Origin of the sequence: Anabaena sp. UHCC 0253 (assembly GCF_009712085.1) — a bacterium.
Taxonomy (GTDB): domain Bacteria; phylum Cyanobacteriota; class Cyanobacteriia; order Cyanobacteriales; family Nostocaceae; genus Dolichospermum.
In genome coordinates this window covers 1-19247 of record NZ_VILD01000006.1, presented here as the reverse complement: position 1 = coordinate 19247, position 19247 = coordinate 1, and the positions used below count along the sequence as shown (strand labels likewise).

13 protein-coding genes are annotated in these 19247 nt (G+C 39.7%); 9 read left to right on the top strand and 4 right to left on the bottom strand.

The annotated features are described in order from the left end of the window. Positions 1-177 precede the first annotated feature (177 nt). The 9 genes from FJR38_RS29075 (at position 178) to FJR38_RS16750 (ending at position 8731) form a co-directional block, all read left to right on the top strand. Complete coding sequence (locus tag FJR38_RS29075; protein ID WP_256366927.1) at positions 178-306, top strand: hypothetical protein; 129 nt, start codon at positions 178-180, stop codon at positions 304-306. Between the two features lie 34 nt (positions 307-340). Continuing rightward, positions 341-1312, top strand: a complete 972-nt coding sequence (locus FJR38_RS16785) for a transcriptional regulator (protein ID WP_168538290.1) — start codon at positions 341-343, stop codon at positions 1310-1312. 16 nt (positions 1313-1328) lie between these two features. Continuing rightward, a complete protein-coding gene (locus FJR38_RS16780; protein WP_168538652.1) occupies positions 1329-2036 on the top strand; it encodes a WD40 repeat domain-containing protein in 708 nt (235 codons plus the stop codon). A gap of 4 nt (positions 2037-2040) precedes the next feature. Further along, positions 2041-3261, top strand: coding sequence for an ATP-binding protein (locus FJR38_RS16775; RefSeq protein WP_168538288.1), 1221 nt, complete (start codon positions 2041-2043; stop codon positions 3259-3261). Between the two features lie 1403 nt (positions 3262-4664). Further along, a complete protein-coding gene (locus FJR38_RS16770; protein ID WP_168538286.1) occupies positions 4665-5774 on the top strand; it encodes a sodium-dependent bicarbonate transport family permease in 1110 nt (369 codons plus the stop codon). 191 nt (positions 5775-5965) lie between these two features. Beyond that, on the top strand, positions 5966-6298 hold the full coding sequence (locus FJR38_RS16765; protein WP_168499376.1) for a P-II family nitrogen regulator: 333 nt from the start codon (positions 5966-5968) through the stop codon (positions 6296-6298). A gap of 289 nt (positions 6299-6587) precedes the next feature. Continuing rightward, positions 6588-7463, top strand: a complete 876-nt coding sequence (locus FJR38_RS16760) for a lipid kinase (protein WP_168499378.1) — start codon at positions 6588-6590, stop codon at positions 7461-7463. Positions 7464-7502: 39 nt separating this feature from the next. After that, a complete protein-coding gene (locus FJR38_RS16755; protein WP_168499380.1) occupies positions 7503-8108 on the top strand; it encodes an exopolysaccharide biosynthesis protein in 606 nt (201 codons plus the stop codon). A gap of 224 nt (positions 8109-8332) precedes the next feature. Further along, the gene (locus FJR38_RS16750; protein ID WP_168538284.1) at positions 8333-8731 is read left to right on the top strand and encodes a nuclear transport factor 2 family protein; all 399 of its coding nucleotides are present in this window, start codon (positions 8333-8335) and stop codon (positions 8729-8731) included. Here FJR38_RS16750 and FJR38_RS16745 read toward each other — a convergent pair whose 3' ends face one another. The 4 genes from FJR38_RS16745 to cbiE form a co-directional block, all read right to left on the bottom strand. After that, positions 8732-10006 carry a diguanylate cyclase gene (locus FJR38_RS16745; protein ID WP_168499391.1) on the bottom strand — a complete coding sequence of 425 codons (1275 nt, stop codon included), beginning with the start codon at positions 10004-10006 and terminating at the stop codon, positions 8732-8734. It lies immediately after the preceding gene. Between the two features lie 39 nt (positions 10007-10045). After that, entirely contained in the window at positions 10046-15376 is a 5331-nt protein-coding gene (locus FJR38_RS16740) for a chemotaxis protein CheB (RefSeq protein ID WP_168538282.1), read from the bottom strand. Between the two features lie 259 nt (positions 15377-15635). Further along, complete coding sequence (locus tag FJR38_RS16735; RefSeq protein ID WP_168538276.1) at positions 15636-16976, bottom strand: DEAD/DEAH box helicase; 1341 nt, start codon at positions 16974-16976, stop codon at positions 15636-15638. 411 nt (positions 16977-17387) lie between these two features. Then, positions 17388-18596, bottom strand: a complete 1209-nt coding sequence (gene cbiE, locus FJR38_RS16730) for a precorrin-6y C5,15-methyltransferase (decarboxylating) subunit CbiE (protein ID WP_168538274.1) — start codon at positions 18594-18596, stop codon at positions 17388-17390. Between the last annotated feature and the right edge of the window lie 651 nt (positions 18597-19247).

Genomic DNA, 19247 nt, shown 5'->3' with positions numbered 1-19247 from the left:
TCCATGGAACGTCTCTACAGTCTTTTTCGGAGATGTCTATTTGATAGAAATTAAATATGCGTTTTCCAGAACCCTTGTAGAAACTTTCATGGTTAGGGATTCTCGACTTTACATTCTTTTTCCGAGATGTCGAGAATCATCAAAAATTCGCACTTAAAGGTTAAAATTTAGTGAGATTTGAACTTCTGCCATATCCTCGCTAAAATGGACATTAACTCAGTAATTAGTGCGATCGCTAAAATTGCTTCTGCTGCTGCTCCCCTAGCTATCCAGCCAGCACAACGGAACGAAACTGTAATCAGATAAAAAAGGCTATTTTACAGTTATCGGTGATGCAGGAATGGGCAAAAGTACCATCGCTGCAAAATACGTTTTTGAATATAAAACCATTTGTTATTTCAACAACTTACAAGAAAATCGTAATAGTCCTGAATTATTTCTGCAAAGCATTCGTCAACAACTGATTAACCGCTATCAATTAAAAGATGTTGACAAGGATAAGGATGATTTATCCACATTACTGGTAAAAACTACCGCAAAACTTAGCACCAATGCAAAATTAATCATTGTCGTTGATGCGTTAGATGAAGTCCAGCAAGAACCAGGAGGAGAAAATATTTTATATTTACCCAAAATCCTACCAGATAATGTTTATTTCTTCCTGACTAGACGACGTTATGATCTAAATAAAGAACGACTCTATACTGAAGGATTGAAAAAAGAATATTTAAATTTAACTAAATATGACCAAGAAAATCAGCATGATATTCAAAAGTATATTCGCTTCTGTTTGGAAAATGATCCAGAACATAAAGACGGATTACAAAATTGGATAGAAACCAAAAAGATCACTTCTGACGCTTTTGTAAATGAATTAGCAACCAAGAGCGAAAATAATTTTATGTACCTGCGCTATGTTTTACCAGCAATAGCAGAGGGTAAATATAATGATTTGAATTTAACCCAATTACCCCAAGGTTTACAGGATTATTATAAAACTCATTGGGAACGGATGAAAATGAATGATTCATCTAAAAAAATAAGGGTAATGATTCTGTTTATTTTAGTGGAAATTAGTACACCGATATCCGGTGAGATGATTTATGAGATCATTAATGAAGATGAATGTGATGTGCAGGATATTTTAGATGAATGGACTGAATATTTGAAACCGCAAACCATAGATGAAGATATCTGTTACAGCATCTATCATGCTAGTTTTTTAGACTTCTTGAAAGCAAAAAGAGAATTTAACCCAACTCGCGAATTATTTGAAGAAGTAAATCAACGCATTGCTAATTATTTAGAATAGGATAATGAGGATGAGAATGAAACAAATTGATAAACAATCCTCTACCAAAGAATCCCAGAAACAAAAAATTCGTTTGGATAGATATCCTTATAGTTTGGTTAATTCTGGTAATCCTGAAAAACTAACCAAATATTTCCAAACCCTCACAGATTATCAATTTATATTTAACAAAATCAATCATCCTGAATTTGGTATCCAAGCATTAATTGAAGATTATGATTTATTAGATGATACCCAAACCGCAACCCACCCAGACCAAACCAAAACCTTAAAATATATTCAAAGTGCTTTGCGACTGTCTGCACATATTCTCACCCAGGATAAACAACAATTACCAAGTCAATTACTGGGAAGGTTACAAACCATCAACACCCCAGCAATGCAAACACTATTAACCCAAGCACAAAAAACTCACCCTCTCCCTTGGTTGCGTCCCCTCACCCCCAGTCTCACCCAAGCAGGAGGAAGGTTACTCCGCACCCTCTCAGGTCATAGTAATTCGGTACAAGCAGTAGCAGTGACAGCAGACGGAAAACGGGTGATTTCTGGTTCTTGGGACAATACTGTGAAGGTGTGGAATTTAGAGACAGGTGAGGAAATAGCTACTTTTAGTGGTGACGCTGACTTTCATTCCTGTGCAGTTACACCAAATGGGTTAACAATTGTTGCGGGTGACGCTGGGGGAATGGTGCATTTTTTAAAGTTGGAAAATCAGGGAGAATGAAATCATGAACTCCACACCCAGACCACCAACTATGAATAATTCCATAGTTAATCACCAAGAATTTGCAGCAATAATTCAGCAAAAAAGCGCGAATTTTCTGGGTCGTGATTTCGTGTTTACTGCTATTAATCATTTTCTCGATCATTACAACCGGGGTTATTTCACGATTATCGGTCTACCCGGTAGCGGTAAAAGTGCAATTATTGCTAAATATATTCAAGAAAATCCTCAAGCTATTTATTACAACGCAGAATTAGAGGGAAAAAATCAGGCTGCGGAATTTTTGAGATTTATTTGTCAGCAATTATTAGATATCACCCCTCCCCAACCCTCCCCGCAAGCGAGGAGGGAGCAAAACATCCCCTCGTTTACAGGGGAAAGGGGGGTTCTTCCCGATAACGCTACAGAAGGGAGTTGGTTTTTATCTTTGCTTCTCCAACAAATCAGCGACAATTTGCAACCAAATCAAAAATTAATTATTGCTATTGATAGTTTAAATTGCAGCGATCGTAATTCACAACCACCAGGAACAAATATTTTTTATCTTCCCCGCTACATTCCCCAAGGGGTTTATTTTCTCCTTTCCCGTCGTCCGTTTTTATCAGATAATTCTGGTTTATTAATAGAAGCACCGGTGGAAAGTTTGCATTTAGAAGATTATCCACAGGAAAATAAACAAGATATTCAAGCTTATATTCAGAGTTATATTAATTTATCACCAGAATGTAGAGACGTTCCATGGAACGTCTCTACACCAAACAACGTCTCTATACCAAATGCAAACAACCCCTCCACACTAAAATCCTGGTTAAATACCCACCAAATAAATGAAGCAGAATTTATTACCAATTTAACCAACTGCAGCGAAAATAATTTTATGTATGTTAGCCAAATCTTAACTGCTATTACTAATAATTTTTATCCCCAACCTTCCCAATTAGAAACATCATTTCCACCACAATTAGAAACCTATTACCAACAACATTTAGAAAAAATGCTGGGTTCTCAACATCAAGATTTTCCCCTAGCAGTGTTGAAAGTTTTAGCCCAGACAACACAACCTATATCAGCTACAGATATTGCCAATTTGCTAAATACTGATGAATATGATGTAGAAGAATTATTAGAAAATTGGATAGAATTTTTAACCCAAGAAAATAGATCAGACAATATTTACTACAGTTTCTATCATTTTAGTTTCCGTGATTTCCTTAACAAAATATAGAACTTAAAGCCATCCCATAGAGAGATGATCTATACCAGCATTTGAAATAAATTATAACCGTATCCACTTAAATGACATACATTCTAAGCCCCCTCCTCGCAAGCGAGGAGGGGGTTGGGGGTGGGGTTATTGTATTTCATAGGAATGTCAACAAGATAGTAATAAACCACCATTTGACGCTTCAATGCTAGTTCACTTTAGAGAAAGAATAGACATAAATCCCACATTCCGCAGATGTGACTCAGATTCTTCCTGACTCCTGCTGTAAATATTTAATCTATGATTAATATCATTAATTATCTATAATATTTTCCACCTATTCCTTTTCAACTTATAGTAACCATAGATGTGAATATCTATATTAGATACTTATTATAGGTTTAAGGAAAATAAATAAATTTTTACTTATATGTCTAATATATTATTTGTTTACGAATATTATCAAATCCGTAACTATGCGTTAGACTTTCTGCTTAACCGTTTTGCTCATGATGATGTTGGTTAAGATAAAAAAGAAGCGAATTAAATTTCGCTTCTTGTCTATTTTCTCAAGAATCAATAATAGTGTTCATAGAAAAAAATTATACATTGACTAATACCGCCATTTTTGGTCTGTCATATAAGCTATTGCTTATATGAGGTATATAATATTTATTTAATAAATATACATTTGGGTTAATTTTTTTTGATATAAAGGCTGTATGCTATTTTTAATCAAACAGTTGATCCCCGGTTTCAACTGCAAAAATAAAACTGGGTAGATAGTTCTGCATGATTGTGTTTCAGGGTAACTAGGGTTTCTCCTTAAACAGCACCTTAACTCACAATTTATGTAAATTGTCAAACATAATAACAAATCAGCAAAATGTTTTATGCTTGTTGTTTTTTGTACTTAGAAAACAGTTAAACACTACTTTAGGAGCATTTACAGATGTACTTTGACAAATAAATTTTCATAAAACTTAAATGTTGAAATCAGATATTTAGATCAACATTAGTATATCTTCTACCGCAATATAAAACTGCAAAGGCTGTTAATAAACACTCTTTACTTTTTGTTTTGACAGCCCAGGTTCTGGAAATTCCATCAACAGAAATTAGCCAACATTAATATTTTTAACTAATAATAAACTGGGTAACTAAAATTTTAATAGTTACCAAAGTTTATTATTACCAAATAATCATAGTTGCGTTATTAGCAACCAAGTTTTTGGCAGTTGAAAATAAGTTTTGTAGTGTGGCTAAATGCTTGTAATTTCAATCGGCGGTAAGAATTCTTTTTTCAACCCACATCATTCAAAACGGTTGCTGTAGGGGTGAAGAGCCTCTTCTTTAGTTCTTTAAAATTCATTTAGTTCATTCATGGCAATACTCCTCATCAGAGGAGACACAAGGAGGTATTCGTGGATTTTTTGTCCGTTTTCTTGCAGGACTTCGTTAAGCAATTGCAGTCCCCAACACTCGGCTTTTTGATTGGTGGGATGATCATTGCTGCCCTTGGTAGCGAATTGGTAATTCCAGAGTCAATTTGTACGATCATTGTCTTCATGCTGCTCACCAAAATCGGTCTGACCGGTGGAATTGCGATCCGCAATTCTAATCTGATGGATATGGTGTTACCCGCATTGTTTTCTGTTGTAATAGGGATTCTGGTTGTATTCATCGCCCGCTATACATTGGCCAAGCTGCCGAAGGTCAGAACCGTAGATGCGATCGCGACAGGGGGATTATTTGGTGCAGTGAGTGGCTCTACTATGGCTGCCGCCCTGACACTACTGGAAGAACAAAAAATCTTTTATGAAGCATGGACTGGCGCACTTTATCCCTTCATGGATATTCCCGCCCTCGTAACTGCAATTGTTGTGGCGAATATTTACCTTAACAAGAAGAAGCGTAAAGAAGCAGCCGATTCTGCCATGCAGGAGTCTTTCAGCAAGCAGTCCGTTGCGGCAGGCGATTATCCCAGCACCCGGCAAGAGTATCTCAGCCAGCAGAAGGGGGATGCGGATAATCGGGTCAAGATATGGCCGATCATCGAGGAAAGCCTCCGGGGTCCTGCCTTATCGGCAATGTTGTTAGGACTCGCTCTTGGACTGTTCACCCAGCCGGAAAGTGTCTATAAAAGCTTCTATGATCCCGCATTTCGAGGCTTGCTTTCGATCTTGATGCTGGTCATGGGTATGGAAGCTTGGTCAAGAATTGGCGAACTGCGTAAGGTAGCCCAATGGTACGTCGTATATAGTGTAATAGCACCGATTCTGCATGGGTTGATTGCTTTCGGTCTAGGCATGATTGCCCACTATGCTACGGGATTTAGTATGGGCGGTGTCGTCGTCATGGCTGTTATCGCTTCCTCTAGTTCAGATATCTCAGGTCCTCCCACGTTGCGAGCCGGTATCCCGTCGGCTAATCCATCCGCCTATATAGGCGCGTCCACAGCCGTTGGTACGCCAATTGCGATCGGCGTGTGTATACCATTATTTATCGGGCTTGCCCAGGCGATAGGTGGCTAATCCCAAACTGGTCGCGGTCTGTTGGCGCTCTCTTGACCCGGCAGATTAAGTACCTGAGCGGAAAAAACCAAAATGTGTGAAGAAAAGTAAAATCACCCAAAACTCTCTTCCTGTTCCCTTACCCCAACGACAATTTTTAACGCCCACCTACTTAAGTAGATTAATTTACATAATTTAAGGAGTTAACCAATATGTCCAAGCCTGCCAACAAGCTCGTCATCGTCACGGAAAAGGTTCTGATGAAAAAGGTCGCCAAGATCATTGATGAATGCGGGGCGACCGGTTATACGGTGGTGGATACTGGCGGTAAAGGCAGTCGTAACGTGCGCTCTACGGGTAAACCCAGCACTGCCGACACCGACTCGAATGTAAAGTTCGAGGTACTCACCGAAAATCGGGAGATGGCCGAGAATATTGCGGATCAGGTCGCAATCAAGTTTTTTACCGATTATGCGGGCATTATCTATATCTGTGAAGCAGAGGTACTGTACGGAAGAACTTTCTGCGGTCCAGACGGCTGTTGAATCGAAACGACACAACCGTAAAACGCCGGGGCATGACCCCGGCTGTTTGGTAACGGTATCTGGTATCACTCGCGCTTTGATCATGTTTTTAGCTTAACCGACAAGTATTGTGTTGCATTGGCTTTATTAGCTAAAATTGGCAAGAGAATGGCGATCAGTATTAATGTAGAAATTATTAACTCTACGAGACAGGCCAAGTTTGACAAGCTTTCCTGATTTCTTCGACTTGTAGAGTTTTACCGCCAACATTTTTATAATTATTCAATATCAATTACAAAAGGTATGCACAATGAGTCTCCGCGCCCTGCTGTTAGTTAATCGTCATTCTCGCCAAGGAGAAGCAAGCCTCTTACAAGCTATTAATTGCCTGGAAACACTAGGTTTTACTCTAATTCAAGAGTCTACAAAAGATCCTACCCAACTAGGTGATGTGATTCGTCGCTACCAGCGGGAAATAGATTTGGTAATTGTGGGTGGTGGTGATGGTACTCTTAATGCCGCAGTCGAGGCGATAGTTGATACTCAGTTACCTTTGGGTATTTTACCATTGGGAACTGCTAACGACTTAGCGAGAACTTTGAATATTCCTAATTCTTTACCGGAAGCTTGTCAAATTATTGCTGGTGGCAAGTTGCGACGGATTGATTTAGGTGTGGTGAATGGAAAGTATTTTTTTAATGTTGCTAGTCTGGGTTTGAGTGTCAATATTACTCAGGGATTAACTCAAGAAGTTAAACGTCGTTGGGGGATATTTGCTTACGCTGCTACTGCATTACAAGTCATTTGGAAATCCCGTCCTTTTAGTGCAGAAATTCGGATTAATGACCAATCAGTTTTAGTGAAAACGGTACAAATTGCTGTCGGTAATGGTCGCTACTATGGTGGAGGAATGGCTGTAGTGCATGATGCGGCCATAGATGACCAAAGATTGGATCTTTATAGTTTAGAAATGGATCATTGGTGGCAAATTATCCCCTTGCTTCCAGCTATGCGTCAAGGCCGACATATTGATTGGCCGAATGTCCGCGCTCTTCAAGGTCAGGAAATTATAGTTACTACCAGAAGACCCCATTCTATTAATACAGATGGAGAAATTACGACTCATACCCCGGCTGTGTTTCGGGTTATTCCTCAAGCGATCGCGGTTTTTGTGCCAGAATTATAATTTCGGTAGTATGATCAATTTTTTTGAGCTAACACCAAAATGAGTTTAAGGTTTTCTCAACAAATTAAATCCCTACTGGAACGTTTAACTGAACAGCCGTTAACTTTAGGTGATATTCTCGCGGAAACTTCTGAACAGGGTTTTAGTTTGGTAATTACATTATTGGTATTACCCTTTTTATTTCCTATGCCACCTGGTTTAAGTAGTCCTCTAGGCGGTGTTTGTTTATTTTTATCAGTACAGATGCTTTTAGGGAGGCGATCGCCTTGGCTACCCAGAAAAATCGCTCAATATCAATTTCCTCATGCTTTTGCCCAAATCATCTTACAAAATCTGCGTCGAGTCACTAGAGTTTTGGAGAAAATTACCCGTCCTCGATTGCAAAAAATCGCCAATCATCCTTGGACTTGGCAATTTAACGGGCTGTGTATCTCTTGGTTAACATTATTATTGATTTCCCCTATTCCCTTTACCAACCCCATCCCTACCGTAGGTATTTTACTTTTGGCAGTTGCTACGATTGAATCTGATGGTTTGCTAATGTGCATTAGCTATGTTGTCACTTTCTTAATTACTTTATTGTTTGGCTTTATTGGTTATGGGTTATGGTTAGCCCCCAATTTATTACCCTCTATTTTTAAGTGAAGAAGGTGACAGGTGACAGGTGACAGGTGACAGGGAGGAGAAGAGAAAAATGTTCTTCTTTGTGATAGTGCAGCGTGGTGTAAGGCATACTCCTGACTCTTAGCCGTAACGAAAAGACTTTTAGGACTTACGCAATAACTCTCTGAAACTCTTATTTAGACCTGTCCTCTGCGTCCTCTGCGGTATGGCTAACGCCACGCTTACGCTATCAACAAACCCTAATTATGACAACACAATCAGAAAACACTTTAAAGATTGCTCAACAGGCATTTGCATATTTTATACAAGGTTTAGAAACTGGTAATTGGCAAGCATTTTTAGATATGCTGACAGACGATTTTAGCTTTTGGTTTCCAACGGGTAAATTCCACGGTTTAAATGAGGGTAAAGAACGGGCTAAAGAGTTTTTTGAATATGTTTCTGAAGCTTTTAAATCAGGAATAAAGCTCACTTCTTTAGACAGTATTACTAGCAATGAGAAAACCGTAATTTTTGAATTTCGAGATGAAGGCAACTTATTTGGAAACCCTTATAGAAATCGGGTTGCAGTTGCCTTTGATATTCGAGGTAATCAAATTTGTGCCTATCGAGAATACTTTGGTAGCGATGGTAAATCTTATTAATTAATCAGAAATTGCTATGACGCGATCGCGTCCAGATTCTTTTGCTTTATAAAGAGCATTGTCTACCCGCTTTAACATGGTGGTATCATTGATATCATGATCTTGATAAGTTGTAACTCCAATACTGACAGTAATTCTGGCTGTTTGATCGATCATCTCTATATCCAAATTGCGAATTTGATGACAGAGACGTTCTGCTATTTCTATTGCTTCTTGTAACTTTGTGGCTGGTAAAATAACCAGAAATTCTTCCCCACCCAAACGCCCAACTGTATCAGCATTTCGCAAATAATTAATCAGAAATTGAGAAATTTCTTGTAATACTTGATCTCCTATGGGGTGTCCATAGGTATCATTTATGGATTTAAAGTGATCAATATCAATTAATAAAAGTGAAAAATTCTGATGATAACGTTGAGTTCGTTGCAATTCTTTTTTCAAAATTGCCAAAATATTACGCCGATTAGCAATTCCCGTTAATACGTCAGTGTTTGCTATTTTTTTAAGTTTTTGACTTAATACTTTCTGTTTGTTTAAAGCAATTCGCAATTTTTTCTCAATTTGATTGCGTTCACTCACATCTCGCATAGCGACAATAGAAACTTTTTGTTCTAACCATTCAGCATCAGCAACGGTAATTTCTGCCCGGCCAAGAATCCCATTGGAGCGAAGAATATCAATTTCTGCAACTTTTTCTACAACAATAGGAAGTCCTAATTCATGGTCAATTAAATCAGATAATTGTTTGTCAAACATTTGCGCCGCCGCAGGATTAGCAAATTTTACAACTCCTGATTCATTAATAATTAAAATCCCATCTTTGATGTAAGTAACGATGGTATTGAGTTTATTTTCACTCTGTTGTAACTGTCTAGTTTGCAGTTTTAGTTGAATATGTGTCTGCACACGAGCTAACAATTCTGTCGCTCTAAAAGGCTTGGTTACATAGTCAGCCGCCCCTTTTTCAAATGCTTCTATTAAGTGTTCTTCTTCGTGACTAGCAGTAAGAAAAAGAATGGGGATATGGTAATAGGCTGGATTTTTCTTAATTTGCTCGCAAACTTCTAAGCCACTCATATCGGGCATTAATAAATCCAATAATATTAAGTCTGGTTGTATTGCTTGAAGACGTTGCAGGGCTTCTTTGCCACTCATGGCATAGGTAATAGAATAACCTTGTGTTTCTAGGGTTCTTCCTAAAACTTGAATATTTTGAATGAGGTCATCAACTATTAATATAGTGCAATCTCTTGGATTAAAAGTAACTTTTTCCATTATTTATATCAGAGTATTTATAGCATTTATCATAAGGCTTCAAGATCGCAATTTTTGTAACTGCTTAATAATTTGTGGAAAATTAGCGACAGTATCCGCAAGATAGGCTAAATCAAAGGTATCAATTTGGTTTTTGAGCGTAGCAGCGTATTCTGCCAAATAGGGGCATTCATACTGTTGTGCTAAACTCTGTAATTTGAGAGCAAAAGCTCGTAGTTGGTTGATTAACAAAGTTTGGTGCAAGGTTTTCCAAACAGTCGCTTCTTCCTGTTGGAGTAATTTTATCAGTTCTGGTAACTTTTCTAATGCTTGCGGCGACATTACTGTTACAGATTTTTCTGGCGGGGAAGTAGGTTCTGAATGTATTAATATTTGGGAGGGAAATAAACGTTGCAACTCACTGAGTAAATGCTGACGACTGACTGGTTTGCGTAAAAAGCCCTGGGCGAGGGTGTGTAATTCCTCAAAGTCTTGTTCTTGGATAGAAGCTGTCACCATAATCACGCAAATATCATCTGTGGAGGGATTTTGTTTTAGTGCTTGTAAAACGGATTGTCCATCCATTTTGGGCATAACCAAATCTAGTAATATGAGGTCAGGATGATGTTTAATGGCTAATTGCAGAGCAGTTACACCATTGTCTGCCATGATGATTTGGTGGGGAGTGGAGTTAAAATAGGCGTAGAGTAAATCTCGGTTAGACTGTACATCATCAACGATGAGAATTTTCAGTGATGAAAATTGGCTTAAATCATGGTTATGTGGGGTTAATGCTGGTGAAATTGCCGTATTTTGAGTAATTGTAATTTCGGGAAATATTAAGGTGAAGATGCTACCATGCTCTAATTCGCTGATCACTTCAACTGTACCACCCATCATTTGCGTCAGTCTGCGGCTAATGGTTAATCCTAGCCCTGTACCGCCATATTTGCGATTACTTTGTCCTTGACTTTGGCGAAAAGCATCAAAAATTAAGGTTTGATCTCGTGGAGAGATGCCAATACCAGTATCAGAAATAGCAATTTCTATATGTGCCTGATTTTCAATACTGGGGTTGATATGACTATTAACGCCAATAATTATACCACCTTTTTCAGTAAATTTAATGGCGTTACCGACGATATTTACGAAAATTTGCCGCAGACGTACTTCGTCAATATATATTTCAGCGGGGATTTTGTCATCAATTTGCAGATTTAAATATAGTCCTTTTTCTCTGGCTCTTTGCAGAAACATTTGTTGAATGTCTTGTAGGAGTAAGGGAAAATTGACAGATTCATAGTTGAGTTTGAGTTTGCCGGCTTCGACTTTGGATAAATCCAGGATGTCGTTAATTAAAGTTAGTAGGGTGCGGCCATTGGTTTGAATGGCTTGGAGATAACTTTGGGCTAAATCGTCACTGACGAGATTTTGTAATAGTTCGGAAAATCCCAAAATAGCATTCATGGGTGTGCGAATTTCATGGCTCATGTTGGCAAGAAATTCACTCTTGGTGCGGCTTGCGGCTTGGGCTTTTTCGGTGGCTGCTTCTAGGGCTAAATTTTGTTCAGCTAGTTCTATTTGTCGCTGTTCGGCTTGTTGTAGAAGTTTAGCATGAGCGATCGCAATCCCAACTTGAGCAGCGACAGCTTCTAACAGGCCAATATCTTCGGTAATCCAGTGACGTTGATAATTGCATTGATGTAAACAAATCAATCCATTGGCTTTTCCTTGGTAGGATGTGCGAATTGCTAATATTGATTTGAGGCCAATTTGTTGACAAATTTCTGTGGCTGATAATACTAATGGATCAGTAAATACATCATCAATAGCGATCGCTGTATCTTGCTCAAGGAGTTGATTAATTTGGGAATTGCCAGCAATTGGTCCCAATAATCCTTTGATAGATGATACTTCCCCACTTAAGTATTCTGCTACTACTGGTAAATGTTCCGTTGGCTCAATTTCGTAGGTATGAAGGAGGCAACGATCTACACCAAAAGCTTCACCAATACGGTTAGCGGAAGTTTCAAAGATTTTTTGTGGTTCGAGACTTTGGCGGATTTCGTCGGTGATTTGTTTTAATAGGCGTTCTCTTTGCACCTGTTGTTCGAGAATCTTTTCGGCGGCTTTGCGATCGCTAATATCCACTAAATAACCTACACATTCTAAAGGATTATCTTGTTGATCTCTCATTAACCGCAACTGAGCAAAAAACCACCGATAACTGTCATCAGCACAGCGCAACCGATATTCTAAGGAATAGGTATTATCAGATTCTAACTGACTTAATCCTGTTAACACGCGATCGCGATCTTCGGGATGAATGTAGTCATACCAAAAACCTGATTCCTCTAAGAACACTTGGGGAGGATAACCCAAAATAAACTGCACATTTTGACTAATAAAGGTAGCCCGATAATCCCCTGTAGGTTGACAACTAAATAAAATGGTTTGACTGGAATTCATCAAAGCCCGTAATCGTTCCTCACTTTGACGCAAAGCCATCTGCGCTTGTTTGAGTTCGGTAATTTCGACAATTACACCACTGACAGCCTTCCCTCCATCAGGTTGATTAATAGGATAATAACTAGCAATCCAATCTCTTTGCACATTTGGTTGCGCTGGTGTAAACCCAGAAATTTCCATATTGCGAATTGATTTTCCTGTGGTTAATACCTGCTGTAAAATTGGTTCAACCCGATCAGCTAAATCTGGTAATATTTCCCGTAGTTGTTTACCGATATGTGCATTCGTTGGTAAACCATTGATTTCCGCCATGGCTTCATTAATTCGTACAAAGCGCAAATCTTGATCATGGAGTACCAACCCCACTGGATTGGTATTGTAGAGTTTTTCTAATTCTGCGGTGCGGCGTTGTAGTGCTTCTTGGACTTGTTTAATTTCATCAATATTCACAAAGGTAATGACTACACCATCTGTTTGTCCATCATCTCTGAGATATGGATATAACCGCATCAGCAAATGATGTTCAGTATTATTCAGTTTTACCTCTTGCTCAATAGGACGTTCTGTATCTACTACCCGCTTCAATAATTCCAGCAGATTTGGGCAATTCATGTTATGGGTGATATGCTGGATTGGGCGTTCTACATCAGTTTCTAAGAGGTTAATAGCGGGTGTCGCTGCGGGGGTAAACTTGCGAATTCGCAATTCTCGATCTAGGAAAATTACGCCAATTTCACTACTTCGCAGCAAATTATCCACGTCGTTAGATAATTCTACTAATTGACGAATTTTCGTTTGATATTCTGTATTAACAGTATATAGTTCTTCGTTAACGGAATGCAGTTCTTCGTTGGTACTTTGTAATTCTTCATTAGAAGCAAGCAACTCTTCATTAGTCGCTTGCTGTTCTTCATTGGTGGTTTCTAACTCTTCAATTGTAGCTTGGAGGTTTTCTCTAGTTTGCTGTAATTCGTATTCTAAATCCAGAATGCGTTGTGTTGCTTCTGCATCTTGTTGAAAGGCTTCGGGACGATTTGGAGAAGAAATACGTTCTTCATTTTCAATGATTAACATGAAGAAATCCGTCATGCGGGTATCTCCCGTATGATAGGTAACTTCTAAATTCACACTGCGAATGCGATCGCCCTGATTTAAGTGGATGTTACCATAGAGAACAGGTTTCCGTTCCCGCTTGGCACGATGGAGAGCGGTGTTAATCGGCAATTTTAGGGTATTTGGGACTAAATCGGCGATCGCCCTGGTCATTTGTCCTTCTGGAACTTGCATAATTCCTACTACATCAGTAACAACATGGAATAGTTCCAAATCATCATTGACTAATAGACAGGTACATTGTCTACGCCGCACAAAAGCAGTAAAAGCTGCTGTTAAAGCTGGATCAAACTGAACTGTACCTCTCCTCGTTTGACTAGGGCGAGAAACAACCGGAGTTATATATTCTAAATTTTGACTGAGAATGGGTAAGCGAACATTGCGCCGTTTTTGATAAATTTTGAATTTCTCATACAGAGGACTAAATTCTTCAATTAATTCTCCTGGTGTTTCCGCCGCACCTAAAAATAAAATCCCTTTGTGCATCAATGAAAAATGCAACATCCTCATGACGTGCTGTTGCAAAATTGGCTGCATATAAATCAGGACATTACGGCAGCTAATCAGGTGCATTCGCGTAAATCCGGCATTTTTCGCCAAGTTGTGAGGAGCGAAAATAATCATTTCTCGCAACGCTCGTGATACATGGAAATTACGGTTACGGAAAGTAAAATATTTTTCTAAGCGTTGGCGGGAAACATCAATACTGATACTTTCCGGATATATGCCTTCTGCGGCTTTACTTAATGCGGCTGCGTCAATATCTGTAGCGAAAATCTTGACACTCAGTTGTTTACCCAAACGATTGATAACTTCATCAATCAAAATCGCCATTGAGTAGGCTTCTTCACCTGTCGCACAAGCCGTCACCCACACCCTTAACTGTTGACCATTTTCCAAAGGACTAATCAGTTCGGGGAATACTTCGGTATCCAGATATTCCCAGGCTACAGAATCCCGGAAAAACCTAGTCACCCCAATCATTAAATCATCTCGCAGTAGCGCCCGTTCTTCGCTAGAAGTGGTTAAATATTTGACATAATCATCTAAGAGATTATGCCCACTTAGAGAACAACGGCGATAGATGCGGCGGCTGAGAGTGCTGGGTTTATAATAGGAAAAATCGAGCTTTTCGTATTGGTTGAGAATTTGGATAATCGCCCGGAGCTTTTCTGATTCTAATTCTGGAAGTAGAGATTCACCTGGAGTTGCGCCTTGACGCTGCATTTGGATGATTTCATAAATCGTCCGCGCCATTTCCGCCGGTGGTAACACTTGATCTACAATACCTGTAGCGATCGCACTTTGGGGCATTCCATCAAATTCTGCTGTCCCCGGTGACTGCACAAATGTCAACCCACCGCACTCACTAATGCTCTGTATCCCCCTTGTTCCATCACTTCCTGTTCCTGAAAGAATTACAGCTATTGCTTGATCTCCGCTGTCTCTGGAGAGGGAATCGAGAAAAATATCAATAGGGAAATTAGGTTGTTGTCGAGGTGGTTCACTTTGCTGAATTAGCTCTAAAGTGCCATTTTCTACAATTAAATTATTTTGTGGCGTAATTAAATATACGGTATTTGGTTCAATCTGCATTCCGCTTTGTACTCGCTTCACTGTCATGCGAGTGCGGCGTTCTAGCAGTTCTTTCATCAAACTTTTAAAGTCTGGAGATAGGTGTTGCACCACAACAAAGGCTGCACCACTGTCTGCGGGCATATTATCAAAAAACTCTTCTAATGCTCGTAGTCCTCCTGCTGAAGCCCCAATACCAACTACAAAGCAATGGGTCTTAGTCTCCTCAGACACTAAAAATCGCTCCTAATTTTAGCTACTAATTATTGTATAGCAAAAAGGTGAAAGGGATTTTACAAAAAAGGGAACAGGGAACAGGGAACAGGGAACAGATAAGAAATTAGGCGTTGCTGATAGCCTGCGTGGCGATAGCCATATTAGGGTATGAAATTCAAAAATCAATGATTTCAAACTCTTACTCTCTGTAGACTCTGCGCCTCTGCGTGAAACAAAATCATACTCTTAATCAGCAACGCCGGGTTTTAGTTGTTGATTATCTGCGTTTACCAGAACGGCGTGGAGTAGGTGAACTAGCTCCAGACTTTTTATCACCTGCTGCTGTGCGTGAAGAAGGCTGTCTAGGCGACTTTTGGGAAGCAGATTTAGGCGCAGAACGACGAGTTCGTTGTCCACCACCACCAGAAGGAGCTTTGCGTCCATTGGGAATGGGTTCAGCCTTAATATCGGGGTTGACTCCAAAACCAGCCACCACTTCTTTAGGTAAACGCTGCTCAATTAATTTCTCAATATCCGCTAATAAATGGTGTTCATCCACACATACGAGGGATATCGCTTGACCTTCCGCCCCAGCGCGTCCAGTTCGACCAATGCGATGAACATAATCTTCTGGGACATTGGGTAAATCGTAGTTAATGACGTGGGGTAGTTCGCTGATATCAAGACCACGAGCAGCAATGTCAGTTGCTACCAATACCTGTAGAGTCCCATCTTTGAACTTTCCTAAAGCGTGAGTTCGCGCCCCCTGACTCTTATTTCCGTGAATAGCCAAGGCTTGAATACGGTCTTCACCCAACTGCTTCACCAATCGGTCAGCCCCATACTTGGTGCGGCTAAATACCAATACTTGATACCATTTATTTTCCCGAATTAGATGAGAAAGTAACTGACGCTTCCGTTCTCTGTCTACATGATAAACTTTCTGTATCACCTTCGCCGCAGTCACGTTACGACGTGCAACTTCAATCATTGTTGGGTGATGTAGTAACCCAGCAGCAAGGGTTTTAACCTTTTCGGAGAAAGTTGCAAAAAATAGTAAATTCTGGCGCTGTTTGGGCAAAAGTGAAAGAATGCGGCGGATATCATTAATAAAACCCATATCCAGCATCCGGTCTGCTTCATCCAGTACCAACACTTCTACACGGGATAAATTTACAGTCCCTTGTTGGACATGATCTAGTAATCGTCCAGGGGTACAAACTAAAATATCTACGCGGGTTCTCAATTGTCGTTTTTGGGGTCCAATACTAACTCCCCCAAACATAACCATTGAATTCAGATTTAAGTATTTACCATAATCACGAACGCTTTCTTCTACCTGTGCAGCAAGTTCACGAGTGGGTGTAAGAATTAACGCCCGAATTGGGGGAAATCCCTGAGCATGACTTTGACTGTTCTTATTAGTAGACAAACGTTGTAACAGGGGTAGCGTGAAGCTGGCTGTTTTCCCAGTACCAGTTTGCGCTCCAGCCATAATATCACCCCCAGCCAAAACTACAGGAATAGCCTGTTTTTGGATTGGTGTGGGTTGATTATATCCTCGCTCAGTGACAGCACGGACAATTTCAGGGGACAAGCCGAGATTAGAAAAAGACATAGAACTCCAGAAATAACATCGGCCTGTCGCCAATCACGGCTTCAGTCTTAGGCGGACGAATGGTTTAAAATGCTAAATGGGCAATAGCACCAAGACTAGGCGCAAATCCCACAGTTCCCCATCATAGCAGAGTTATTTGGAAATCTGAAACTATGTCTAAGTAGGTTGGCGTTAAAAATTTTCGTTATGACAAGGGAATAGGAAGAAAGTTTTGGGCGATTATAAATCGCGGCTACACAGACAAAACCCACCTTCGTGGGTTCAAAAACTTTTCAAACCTTCTCTTAGCAACTTACTTACGTTACAGCACTTCCCTCTGTTATGAGGTACAGTTTTTTATTGTCAAACCCGTAGGGGCGGGGTTTCCCCGCCTTCCATTGTATTTCATTAGAGCGGGAAGTGCTGTAATAGCTAATTTTTAATTCCTACCCATTGAGTCACAGGTGACATACTCTTCCAACCCAAAAATTTACCAATAGGTTCGGCGCGTTGAATAGCAATGCGAGTGAAATTTCCGCCTACTTTTTCATACCATTGATATAACCTTTGTTCACCTTCTAACGTCACCACATTAACTACCATTCTTCCCCCAGAAAGTAACGCATTCCAACACATTTCTAATATTTCTGGTTCTGTGACACCACCACCAATAAAAATTGCGTTAGGTGTGGGTAAGTTCTCGATAAATTCTGTACTTTTACCCGCAATAATTTGTAAATTGGGTGTACCCAAAGCAGCCGCATTATCAGCTATATAATTTAGTCTAGTAGAATTTTGTTCAATAGCGATCGCTCTACATCTCACATGACTCCGCAGCCATTCTATGGAAATAGAACCACAACCAGCCCCCACATCCCAAAGTAATTGCCCCGGCAAAGGTGCTAAACTTGATAAAGTTACCGCCCGTACTTCCCGCTTCGTTAATTGTCCATCATGATGAAAAGCGTTATCAGGTAAACCGGGAAATCTGGATAAAGGAACTATTCCCATATCTCCAATACATTCCACCCCAATAGTATTTAAAGCAGCGATATCTGTTTTTGTCCAGTTATTAGCAATACCTGTGAAAATGCTTTCTTCAACATTCCCCATTCTTTCCAAAACGGTAATTTTACTATTACCATAACCACGCTTTCTCAAAATTTCCGCCACAATCACCGGCGTATTTTTCCCCTCACTCAAAATTAATAATTTTGCACCGGGATAAATATAAGATTGGAGTAAATCAGCAGGACGGCCACATAAACTTAAAGTTTCCACCTCCGTTAAAGACCAACCTAATCGAGAACAAGCCAAACTAAAAGCCGAAAGTGTAGGAATAATAGTAACTTCAGAAATAGGAATATGTTGAAGAATAGTTGCACCCACACCGTAACATAAAGGGTCGCCACTAGCTAAAACACAAATCGTTTCACCCCGACGACTAATAATTTCTGTAATAGAAGCATGAAAAGGAGACTTCCAGGTAATCTTTTCGCGGTTATCATCAGGAGACAACATAGAAAGATGACGTTCTCCACCGACAATAATTGTAGCTTGCTCAAGAACAGAAAGAGCGATCGCACTCAATCCTCCTAAACCATCTTCCCCAATACCCACAATAGAAAGCCATTTTTGCATAATCGAATCAGAATTTCAGTAGAAAAGTTTCCGGCGATTAGAAATCGCTACTACACAAACGAAGTCCACACTATGGCTAACGCCACGCTACGCTATCGACAGGCTCAGTGACCACCTGCGTGGACTAATATAAAATCAAGATTTTTAACCCACGAAGGTGGGTTTTGTCCGTGTAGCCGCGATTTCTAATCGCCAAGGCAGTTAATAAATTTTTCCGTCACATACTCTCTGAGAACAGGCCGCAAAGTGTACTTACCTAACTCTTTCTCTATTAAAGAGCATAAATATAGCCTCTCTATTGCTTGTAAAAGTTGGGATTTAGAAACAGTAGGTAATAAATATGTTTTGATTTTGCGCTAAATCAGTCAGGCTTGTTAAATGCTGGTTAGTTGCCAGAGAGTACCAGGACTTACGCAACTGGCACAGGCGATCGCTATATTATAGTATTTTTGTACTGAAACAAGTGACACAACTGGCACAAATAGTGGGCGGGCTTCGCGGGAGCAAAGCGACACATTGAATCAAACCAAACACATAGAAATACTTGGGCGTTTGAGTTGCTCAATTAAATAATTAGAAAGCAATTTCTGCTTGATTTGATAAATAGTTTGACCAGTTCTATAGGCTAAATTCTTTAACCTAACCCAAACC

Excerpts from the sequence above, each read along its gene's own strand:
- FJR38_RS16785 (WP_168538290.1), top strand. The coding sequence starts at position 341 with ATGGGCAAAAGTACCATCGCTGCAAAATACGTTTTTGAATATAAAACC.
- FJR38_RS16780 (WP_168538652.1), top strand. The coding sequence starts at position 1,329 with ATGAAACAAATTGATAAACAATCCTCTACCAAAGAATCCCAGAAACAA.
- FJR38_RS16775 (WP_168538288.1), top strand. The coding sequence starts at position 2,041 with ATGAACTCCACACCCAGACCACCAACTATGAATAATTCCATAGTTAAT.
- FJR38_RS16765 (WP_168499376.1), top strand. The coding sequence starts at position 5,966 with ATGTCCAAGCCTGCCAACAAGCTCGTCATCGTCACGGAAAAGGTTCTG.
- FJR38_RS16760 (WP_168499378.1), top strand. The coding sequence starts at position 6,588 with ATGAGTCTCCGCGCCCTGCTGTTAGTTAATCGTCATTCTCGCCAAGGA.
- FJR38_RS16755 (WP_168499380.1), top strand. The coding sequence starts at position 7,503 with ATGAGTTTAAGGTTTTCTCAACAAATTAAATCCCTACTGGAACGTTTA.
- FJR38_RS16750 (WP_168538284.1), top strand. The coding sequence starts at position 8,333 with ATGACAACACAATCAGAAAACACTTTAAAGATTGCTCAACAGGCATTT.
- FJR38_RS16745 (WP_168499391.1), bottom strand. The coding sequence starts at position 10,006 with ATGGAAAAAGTTACTTTTAATCCAAGAGATTGCACTATATTAATAGTT.
- FJR38_RS16735 (WP_168538276.1), bottom strand. The coding sequence starts at position 16,976 with ATGTCTTTTTCTAATCTCGGCTTGTCCCCTGAAATTGTCCGTGCTGTC.
- cbiE (WP_168538274.1), bottom strand. The coding sequence starts at position 18,596 with ATGCAAAAATGGCTTTCTATTGTGGGTATTGGGGAAGATGGTTTAGGA.